9 protein-coding genes are annotated in these 9,712 nt (G+C 42.7%); 2 read left to right on the plus strand and 7 right to left on the minus strand.

Annotated features, from left to right (window positions below; translation table 11 throughout):
• Positions 1 to 33 precede the first annotated feature (33 nt).
• Genes AC805_RS21985 through AC805_RS22010 form a run of 6 tightly spaced genes read right to left on the minus strand, consistent with a single transcriptional unit; the run spans position 34 to position 6,739 of the window.
• The gene (locus tag AC805_RS21985) at positions 34 to 1,140 is read right to left on the minus strand and encodes an ABC transporter permease (protein WP_055077389.1); all 1,107 of its coding nucleotides are present in this window, start codon (positions 1,138 to 1,140) and stop codon (positions 34 to 36) included.
• A gap of 4 nt (positions 1,141 to 1,144) precedes the next feature.
• Positions 1,145 to 1,588: a type II toxin-antitoxin system death-on-curing family toxin gene (locus AC805_RS21990; RefSeq protein ID WP_055077390.1), complete on the minus strand. Its 444-nt coding sequence runs from the start codon at positions 1,586 to 1,588 to the stop codon at positions 1,145 to 1,147.
• Between the two features lie 3 nt (positions 1,589 to 1,591).
• Entirely contained in the window at positions 1,592 to 2,605 is a 1,014-nt protein-coding gene (locus tag AC805_RS21995; protein ID WP_055077391.1) for a hypothetical protein, read from the minus strand.
• A gap of 55 nt (positions 2,606 to 2,660) precedes the next feature.
• A complete protein-coding gene (locus AC805_RS22000) occupies positions 2,661 to 4,634 on the minus strand; it encodes an ATP-binding cassette domain-containing protein (RefSeq protein WP_055077392.1) in 1,974 nt (657 codons plus the stop codon).
• Between the two features lie 5 nt (positions 4,635 to 4,639).
• A complete protein-coding gene (locus AC805_RS22005; RefSeq protein ID WP_055077393.1) occupies positions 4,640 to 5,386 on the minus strand; it encodes an SMI1/KNR4 family protein in 747 nt (248 codons plus the stop codon).
• Between the two features lie 30 nt (positions 5,387 to 5,416).
• Complete coding sequence (locus AC805_RS22010) at positions 5,417 to 6,739, minus strand: HlyD family secretion protein (RefSeq protein ID WP_082429613.1); 1,323 nt, start codon at positions 6,737 to 6,739, stop codon at positions 5,417 to 5,419.
• A 134-nt stretch (positions 6,740 to 6,873) separates the two neighbouring features.
• On the opposite strand from AC805_RS22010, the gene AC805_RS22015 reads away from it, so the two are divergent.
• A complete protein-coding gene (locus tag AC805_RS22015) occupies positions 6,874 to 7,485 on the plus strand; it encodes a TetR/AcrR family transcriptional regulator (protein WP_055077394.1) in 612 nt (203 codons plus the stop codon).
• A 409-nt stretch (positions 7,486 to 7,894) separates the two neighbouring features.
• Here AC805_RS22015 and AC805_RS22020 read toward each other — a convergent pair whose 3' ends face one another.
• The gene (locus AC805_RS22020; RefSeq protein ID WP_055077395.1) at positions 7,895 to 8,563 is read right to left on the minus strand and encodes an HAD family phosphatase; all 669 of its coding nucleotides are present in this window, start codon (positions 8,561 to 8,563) and stop codon (positions 7,895 to 7,897) included.
• A 171-nt stretch (positions 8,564 to 8,734) separates the two neighbouring features.
• Here AC805_RS22020 and AC805_RS22025 point away from each other — a divergent pair, with 171 nt between their 5' ends.
• Positions 8,735 to 9,292, plus strand: coding sequence for a Uma2 family endonuclease (locus tag AC805_RS22025; RefSeq protein ID WP_055077396.1), 558 nt, complete (start codon positions 8,735 to 8,737; stop codon positions 9,290 to 9,292).
• Positions 9,293 to 9,712 lie beyond the last annotated feature (420 nt).

The raw sequence follows: 9,712 nt of genomic DNA on the forward strand, positions 1-9,712 counted from the left end.
CTTAAATCCTTGGCGTTTCCCCCATCGCCAAAATCAATCCGCCAACTGCATTCTACTTAAAACCCTTCGAGCAACGTTAAAAAAGAACATCCCGATCGCGAAAATCATAATCTCGGCAAACCAGACTCCAATCCAACCAGTGCCGCGCACATAGGCATCGCGAGTAATTTCAATAAAATATCGAGCAGGGATGACATTAGGCAGTAGAGAAAGCGGAAAAGGTATATTACTCAAAGGATAGATAAAGCCAGACAGGAGCAAAGCTGTTAAAAACCCGACAAGGGCAACCCCCTGTACGGCGGCGTTTTGATTGTTCGTTCGCGTACCTAACATTAATCCAAACATAACACTAGCCCATAGGTAAGTGGGAATGGCAAATAGTAAAGGGGTAGGATCTCCCGCAAAGCTTAATCTAAACACGATCGCCCCAATAGTCATTACCAAGAGCGCGATGCCCAAACTGATGATCAGGTAGGCTAAGCCTTTGCCTAAAATTAATTCCGTAGAACTCATGCTCGAAGCATAAACCTGCAAAATCGTTTGACGCTCTTTTTCGCGAACCATAGCGATCGCCGATAACAGAGAAGGGAAAATCCATAACACTACCGCATAGACTCCAGGAACGATGTAGAGAGATTCCTGTCTGCCAGGATTGAACCATAGACGAGAGCTAGTGGTTAGCAAATTATTGTCAGGAATTAAACCCTCGGTTTGCATAAAATCACTAGTTGTCGCCTTGATGCTATTTTTGATGACTCTGGCATTGTTGCTATCGGTTCCATCGACAAGGACTTGGACATCGGCAATTTTTCCTGCGGCAATGCGGCGACTGAACTCAGGGGGAATAATTACACCTGCCTTAGCGATCGCGTGATCGAGGGCTATTTCTACCGAGTCATTCACATTCCAAGGCACAAAGATAAATTGATTGGTGGCAAATAGCTTCGCGACATATCGTTGACTAATCGGACTGCGATCGTAATCTTGAATCACAAGGGGAATATTCTTCGCTTCTAGACGTATGGCAAAGCCAAAGATAAAGAGCGTAATCAATGGCAGTAAAAATGCTAAAGCCAAGGTCAAGCGATCGCGCTTAAATTGCGATAGTTCCTTGCTACATTGAGAAAAGATTCGTTTCATACTTTTATAATTCTTTAGATATTGCAATCAGAATCTCTAGCTTGAGCGACTCGCTATAGTCATCTTCATAGATTAAAGATTTGATGATTTCTCTTAATAGATCCTTATTGATTTTTCCTTCAGCTACCCAAACAGCAATATTTTCCATCTCTAATACAAACTTCTTCACGATATAGTCGTAGCCATTAATTTTTAGGAAATAACATCCCAATTCAATGCTAGAGCGTTTATTACCATCGACAAAAGCATGGGATTTGATAATCGAAAAAACTAAGTGGGTTAGTTTATCCTCGAATTCTGGATAATAAAGATCATTCTGAATATGTTCTAGTGGACTTTCTAGCAAGCCCAAATTATTGATACCAGAGAGACCTCCTGAATTACTAATAATCCAATCATGCAAATCAATAGCATAATGAATATTAAAATAGAAGAATTGTTTACTCATTGACTATCGATCCTTGAGGCGTTTAAACACAGCTAAAATCTCTGGATGGGCTAGTTGTTCTTCTAAAGACCTACTAGCTTCTCCTAAGAATTTCTCGAAATCAGTTTCTGGCACAGTTTGAATATAAGCCTCTAACTTTTGATGGAGGGCATCTCTAAAGCTAAGATCGCGACTTGCCATTTTTGTGCGAGCATCTTCAATAATGGGTTTGAGGTAATGATTACTAGCAGCAAAGTTAATCAATTCATCCAATTCTGAAGGCTGAAGTTTGCGCCCTAATTGGATAGATTTGATCTTCATATCTTCGGCTAAACCATTTTCTACACTGGCGATCGCCTTAAGAACCTCAGCATATAGAGTGTCGCGAACCTTGTCTTTGTTATGTAATTTAAGAATTTGTCTATATTCTTTAGCGTTTTCCTTAAATATCAATTGGTAGATTTTGTTGGTATATATGCCAAATTTAAACTTCCCCATATCTAAATAATTATCTAGAGCATCAGTAAAAACTTGTCGATAACTAAATTCTTGATACGCTGAAGGTAGGTAGTCACAGTCACGCTGATTAATGTATTTAGTGTGTCCACCAGATCGCTCAGCCACGACCTCAATCACGATATCTAGGATGCGGGAGCGGATCAGTCGAGCGCGATCGCTCTCTGTTAAAAGCATAGCGATATTTAGAACAGCCCGAAAAGTAAATATGCCTAAAGCAGTCGTTTTGCTACCGTAATCAATTACGACACCACCAGTAGTGTTTAAAAAATCTTTAAGGGCTTGACCTCTAAGCACTTTATATCCATTTGTTTTAAGTTCTTCTGCATGATTGGTTAGATATTTCTCGATTGTGCTTTCACTGACCTCAAATAGAGAAACTAACTGCTGTTTCGTAAAGACGAGAGTATCTTGATAAGTAATGCCACCAAGAGCAAGATGCTCTTCTACTTTTTCGATCGCATAGCGATTGTTCAGAATATTTTGCCGATCGCGTTGGGAGTTGGTAAGGTCGTTAACCATAAGAAGTGTCTTTGATATTAACTGCGAGTTTATACTAATATTTTTACTTTAGCTGTTACTCATCTAAGTGAGCAATCCCTGCTTCCGATCGCTGTACCGTGCCGATAAAAGCGTCTTCAAGAGAGAAAGGCACAGGACGATCGCTAAAAATTTGAATGTGATGCTCGGCAAGATGCGATCGCATAATTGGCAACTCGATTGATGGATCGTCTAGCACCACATGAAGGCGATCGCCAAAGATCGAGACGCGCCAAGGCTCCAAAATTGTTTTTAGATAATTAGCGGCTTGTTGATTGCGATCGACCTTCAGTTCGATTAACTGCCCGACTTGGGCGGCTTTGACCTCCGTAGGCGAACCTTGCAAGACCACCTCACCCGCTACCATAAAGCCCATACGATTGCATTGTTCCGCTTCTTCTAGATAATGTGTGGTCACTAAAATCGCCGTTCCCTGCCGTGCAAAATCATTAATCGTGCGCCAAAACTGTCGTCTCGCCAAAGGATCGACTCCAGAAGTCGGCTCATCTAAAAAGAGAATTTCTGGCTCATGCATCACCGAAGCCCCAAAGGAAACACGCTGTTTCCATCCCCCCGGAAGTTTGCCCGTCAACATATTTTCGCGTCCAATTAAACCACAAGTTTCTAAGACCCAAGCAATTTTTTGTTGGCGTAAATGTTGAGGAACTTCGTAAACGCCACAGTAAAATTCTAAATTCTGAAGAATGCTGAGGTCGTCATAGAGCGTGAACTTTTGGCTCATATAGCCGATCCGTTTCCGTAACGCACTACTGCGTAAATTCTGGCTCTGTCCTGCCAAGGTCATTTTGCCGCTCGTCGCTTCCAGCAAGCCACAGAGCATTTTAATCGTCGTGGTTTTACCTGCACCATTCGCGCCCAGCAGTCCATAAATCTCGCCATAGCGAATTTCCAGATTCACCTCTTTTACGGCGCGAAACTTGCCAAAGGTCTTTTGGAGATTTCTAGCAGCGATCGCCACACGATCCATTCTCGCCTCACTCAAATTCTGGGCTTTAGAGCGCGGAAACGGCAGAAATAAGGGATCGGAGCCTTGCTGTCGCAGTCTGGTGACAAAGACATTTTCAAGGGTTGCATCGCTGGATTGAATGCTATCAATGGGGACTAAACTTTCGCTAAATGCCTGTCTCACGGCACGCTCATCAGCTTCTAGGTTTTCTACCAGCACATCTAAGCGATCGCCAAAGGTCTGCACATCCGCAATACTCGATCGCCCCCTTGCCGTTTCTAAAAGAACTGCTTCCGCTGCCGCCAGCGCCGATGTCCTTACCTCTAAACGCTGCAATCCGAGATTGGCGCGTAATTGCGGTAATGTGCCGATTTCGCTAATTTGTCCTTCATACATCAGGGCGATGCGATTGCAGCGCTCGGCTTCATCGAGATAAGGCGTTGCTACGACAATGGTCATCCCATCATCGGCAAGGGCAGCTAGCACATCCCAAAACTCGCGGCGCGATACGGGATCGACTCCTGTAGTCGGTTCGTCTAGCAATAGCAAACGGGGCTGGGACACCAAGGCACAACAGAGAGCTAGCTTTTGTTTCATGCCGCCCGATAATTGACCTGCGAGGCGATCGCCAATTCGCTCTAAACTCATCAAGCGCAAATATTTATCGCGTCTTTGCTCAAATTGATCGTCGGGAACCTGTCGCAATCCCGCACTGTAGCGCAGGTTCTCATCAATACTTAAGTCTAAATAGAGCGAAAATTGCTGCGTGAGATAGCCAATATTTAAGCGAGCAGTACGAGGGGCTTCTCCTAATACCAATACTTCGCCGCCAGAAGATTCCATTACGCCGCCTAAGATATGGAAGCAAGTGGTTTTCCCTGCGCCATCGGGACCAATCAAGCCAAAGATTTCTCCCTGTTGAACTGCAAAATCGATGCCTTTAACTGCTGTAAAGTTACCATAGCGCTTGCTCAAATTCCGTACTGAGATTACAGAATCAAAAGAGATAGAATTTTCAACTGAGGGATTAGAAGTAAGCAACATTGTTTTTAGGGAGTATTTATAATTCGATCGCACTCATCCAAAAAGATTGAGGTAAATTCTTGGAGCATTTCAACTCTGGCTGAATTGTCCGAAGTTCCTAGAATTGCATTGAATAGTTCAGCTATATCTTGCCAAACAAATCTTTCCATACTCTTATATCCACAGGAAATGTGATTAAGTCGATTTTCTTTTACAGTTCTCAGATGTTCAGTTAATGAACTGATAATATCAGGATCTTTTCTCCACATAATCTCTAGGAATTTTTTATTGTCAGTTACTAAGTCATCATTATCAAAGTAATAAGCTCCCGTTTCATATGCCTCAGCAATACTCTCCATCATTTTTGTCAGGCTTGTCCACAACATTTCAGTGCCCATATCTTCCCAAAAGATATACCAAACAGGAGATTCTTCTTTGTTGCAGTCTACAAAGAGAAATTCAATTTCATCAAAGATAAAAGGAGAAAAGAAACTTAGTTCCCATGAGTCAGGAAAAGTAGATAGTATCTCATACATTTCTACTGCGTCCTGTAATGAACTGATGTAATAATAATTATGCCAAATTGGACTATAGCCAGAGCCATTGTGCCATTTGTACAATTCACGGACTTCCTTGGAAAGAACACAAGGAATATCTTTACCCAAATCATTAATTTGTTCTTCGCTCAAACTTCCTCCTAATTTCGCAAACTGAGCGGGATAATTTTGAGATAGAAAAGTATCAATTCTTGATAGAGCATTAGTAAGTGACATGAATTTTTGATCCTCTTTCAGTTAAATTAATTACTTCAAATCAATCTCAGCATCCGCAGGCATACCCGACTTCGCAAAGCCTTCAGGCTGGTCGATCGCTAACTTAACTCCAAATACTTGCTTAACGCGATCCTGCTTGAAGTAAATATTTTCGGGAGTAAAGGAAGCCTTGGTATCGATCTGCGACACATGGGCAGTAAAGGGCTTATTCGGGCTAGAATCGAGAAATACTCTAGCTGCTTGACCGACGCGAATTTTACCGATATCCCCTTCGGGAATATAACATCGCAAATACACAGCATTCGGATCGATGATTGTCAGCAGAGTTTTGCCCGTTGCAACCACTGCCCCCGCCTCTAGAGGACGACTCTGGACAATGCCATTAATGGGGCTTTTGACCTTAAAGGAATCTAAGCGCCGTTGAATTTGATCGCGAGATGCTTGCGCGTTTTTGACCTTTGCCTGAGCTGCCGCTAATTTAGCGATCGCCTGAGTCCTTTGTAAATAATAGGCATCGAGTTGAGCTGTGCGAATGTCTGGATTCAAGCCCGTTGATCGCACCTGAACCGAACTACCCTGAGCTGCCAAAAAGCGATCGCGCGCAGCAGTAACCCCCGCTCGACTAGCAACTAACTTTGCTTCGGCCGTATTTAGATTCGCAATACTTGTCTCCAAAGCAGTCTGCTTTTGGTCAAATTGCTGCTGATTGACCGCCCCTTGCTTGACCAGATCGGCATAGCGATCGCGATCGAGCGCCGCCAGTCTCAGTTCCGCCTTCGACTGTTGGAGCTGCGCCTCGGATTGTTTGACCTGCGCCTCAGATTGACGCAGATCGGATTCTGTTGCCGATACCGTAAATTGCGCTTGATCGATTCTGCCGACCGAGTCACCTTCTGACTGCTGAAGATTTAAACTCGCTTCGCGAATCCGACTTTCAGCGACCGAAACTTCATCCTTGGCTTGCAGTTCCTCTTGGCGTGCTGACTCGATCTGCGCATTTAATCCACTAAGTTGAGCGGGAATTTCTTCATCTTCAATTTCTACGACCAATTGATCTTTTTTAACCGTATCCCCCTCACGAACGAGAATTGTCACAATGCGCCCACCAGTTTTTGCGCCAATATCGGTTTCATCCGACTCCAATCGCCCGCTTACATGCAATACCGTTTCCGCAGGCTTGGGCAAAATCATCCAAATCCCGTAACCAATCACCCCAATTGCTAATGTTAAAGGAATAATTAGCCGCAGGTTTACTTTTTTCTTTTTGACATCAAGGGCGGGATTTGAGAGCGAACTTGGCAAGTTTGACTGTTGCTGAGTCGATTCGGGTGGAGTGGGGGCAGTCTGTGTCATAGCGATCGCCAAATAGCGTAGGATTTATCTATCATACTAGACAGTCTAGTATGGACAAGATCGCAATACAATTAAATAAAATTAAATCTTTTCGCTCTTTTCGCTCTTTTCGCTAAATTCTTGCAGTTAACTTCATGACTCTCATCGCCAACCCTTCACAGACCAGCAAACACAAACAAGAAAAAATTCTCCAAGGCGCAATGCAGGTTTTTTTTCGGGATGGCTATGCGGGGACGAGCATGGATCGAGTAGCGATCGAGGCAGGGGTTTCCAAACAAACTATCTATAGCTACTTTCACGACAAAGAAGGTTTATTTAAGGCGCTAATTGAGCAAATTACGATCTCACGCTTCCAAACTCTATTTGATTCTGAAGAGTTGACTGGTGATCCCGAGGGACTATTGCGACAAGTAGCGGAAGCCTATCTCCTCAAGGTTAGCGACGATCACCAATATCTCAGTTTATTAAGAGTCGTCATTGCCGAATCATCGCGATTTCCTGAAATGGCAAAACTCTATTATCAAACTGTAATCCAACGCGGACGACAACTACTAGGAAAGTATTTTGATGATCGTCCCGAATTAGGAATTAAAGACCCAGAAGCGACCGCTCAAATCTTTTTCGGCTCGTTGGTTTCTTTTGTGGTGTCGCAGGAACTGATGTATGGCAAAGAGATCATGCCCCTTTCCTCCCAAAAACTCGTAGATAGCCTTGTCTATCTTATTTTAAGAAACAAATCGATCTAAATAGATCTAATACCAATTACCAAAAGTGTGGCTACACTTTTGGTAATTGAAAACCAAACCCAGTAAGGGTTTTAAAATCACAAAATGGCTACGCCATTTTGTGATTTCGTATAAATCAGAGACTCGTCGCCCGCAATACGGGAGACAAGTCTCTGATTTTATTTACAGCGCTTTGCGCTCAAACCCAAACCAAGGAAATTTTTAAAAGCGTTGCTTCGCAACGTTTTTAAAAATTTCCTTGGGGTTCGTTTGAGCGATAATTGCTGTAAGTAATACCAATTCACAAAAATGTTGTCACACTTTTGTGAATTAAAATCTGTGAATTAAAAACTAAACCTAGTAAGGGTTTTCAAGTAAAGAAATGGCGTAGCCATTTCTTTACTTGGTATCACTAGACCGCTCTCAAGCTCTATGCTCCCCAAAAACTTGGTAATTGCCGCATATCTTCAAATACCAGCTTGGCTCCTGCGGCAATTAAGTCCTCGCGATGGGAAGATTCACTGTGACTCGGAGCATAACCTAATACCGTCATTCCCGCCGCATAGCCCGCTTGCACACCCGTTACGGAGTCCTCAATTACTAGACAATTCTCTGGGGCATATCCCATTTGACTTGCGGCATAGAGATAGACATCAGGAAAAGGCTTTGGGCGATCGACATGATGACAGCTATAGAGCTTGCCATCAAAATAGTCTAAAAGTCCCGTTAGTTCTAGGGCTAACCTTATATGACGAGGACTGCTATTGGAGGCAACACATTTTGGCAGGGTCAGCGCTTGTAAAATCTCGGTAATTCCTGCGATCGCTTTTAGTTCCTGCTTCATGGCAACGATGCCCCGTTCTCGATTGATATCTAACAAATTAGATGGAATGGGTTTTCCATAAATTTGTTGGAGGATTTCAATAGAGGTCGCCACGGATTTCCCAACGAATAAACGGGTGACCTCTGCATAGGTAATGGGAAATCCACATTCAGTTAAAGTATCAGCGAACACGCGATTGATAATTGACTCGCTATCAACCAATACGCCATCACAATCAAAAATCACCAGTTCTACATTTGCCATCGGTTTCGCCATACTCAAGATACACTTCAAATATAGATTGGCGGATCGCGATAGCGTTAGAGTCGTTGGCACTTTACCCAATAACAAAGATGAGAAATTATCCTATCCCTACTATTGGGCTGTGTTTGTCTTGATCGGTAATGGGCTATAAAGGTAAAAGCAAAAAGGTAAAGGGAAAACCATATGGTCATCACAGCAGCAAAACCCCATAGCCTAGAAACATTTCTAGCACTACCTGAGACCAAACCTGCCTCAGAATTTATTAACGACAAAATCAGTCAAAAACCAATGCCACAGGGTAAACATAGTCTATTGCAAGGCACACTTTGTGAAATTATCAATCAAGTAGTTAAATTTTCTAAGATAGCGATCGCTTTTCCAGAATTACGCTGTACCTTTGGCGGCGCATCAATTGTTCCTGATGTTTGCGTATTGCGCTGGGAGCGTATTCCCCGTGACCCTGATGGACAAATAGCCAATAAAATTTTGACCTATCCTGATTGGACAATGGAAATTCTTTCCCATAGACAAAGCCCCAACAAGGTTTTAGCCAATATATTACACTGCATCGAAAATGGGACAGAGTTAGGATGGATGCTCGATTCTGAAGAACAAAATATTTTTGTAATATCTAGCGATCGCCGCATTCAGATGTTTAAAGGGGTACAATCAGTGCCTGTTCTCAGTGGAGTTGATTTAACTTTGACAGTTACCCAAATTTTTGAATGGCTCAATTTTTAATTTAATCGCAATAAATTGCGATATAGCAGTCCTAAATCATTTATGAAAAAGATAGGACTTCGATTTCGCTCAAATATCAAACTGGCTGAGCGGAGCCAAAGCCTCTCACAACCCATTTAGGATTGAGGTACCTACGTTCTAAATGTTACGAATTGAACCTAATTAGAATAACTAAATCCCCCGATTTTTAATTACAAATTTGTAATTTTGAGCTAGAGCCTCTCTAGCCCCTATGACCATAGAATATTTAAGTAAGTACCTCAGCATAATTAAAATCCAGAGCTAATACCAATTCCCAAAATGGCAACGCCATTTTGGGAATCTCAAAACCTTACTGGGTTTGGTGTTTAATCCGCAAAAGTGTTGTCACACTTTCGTGAATTGGTGTAAGTGGGCGGTACGCTCTGCTGAAATACTTAG

The sequence above is a fragment of the Pseudanabaena sp. 'Roaring Creek' genome (genome assembly GCF_001402795.1).
Classification (GTDB): domain Bacteria; phylum Cyanobacteriota; class Cyanobacteriia; order Pseudanabaenales; family Pseudanabaenaceae; genus Pseudanabaena.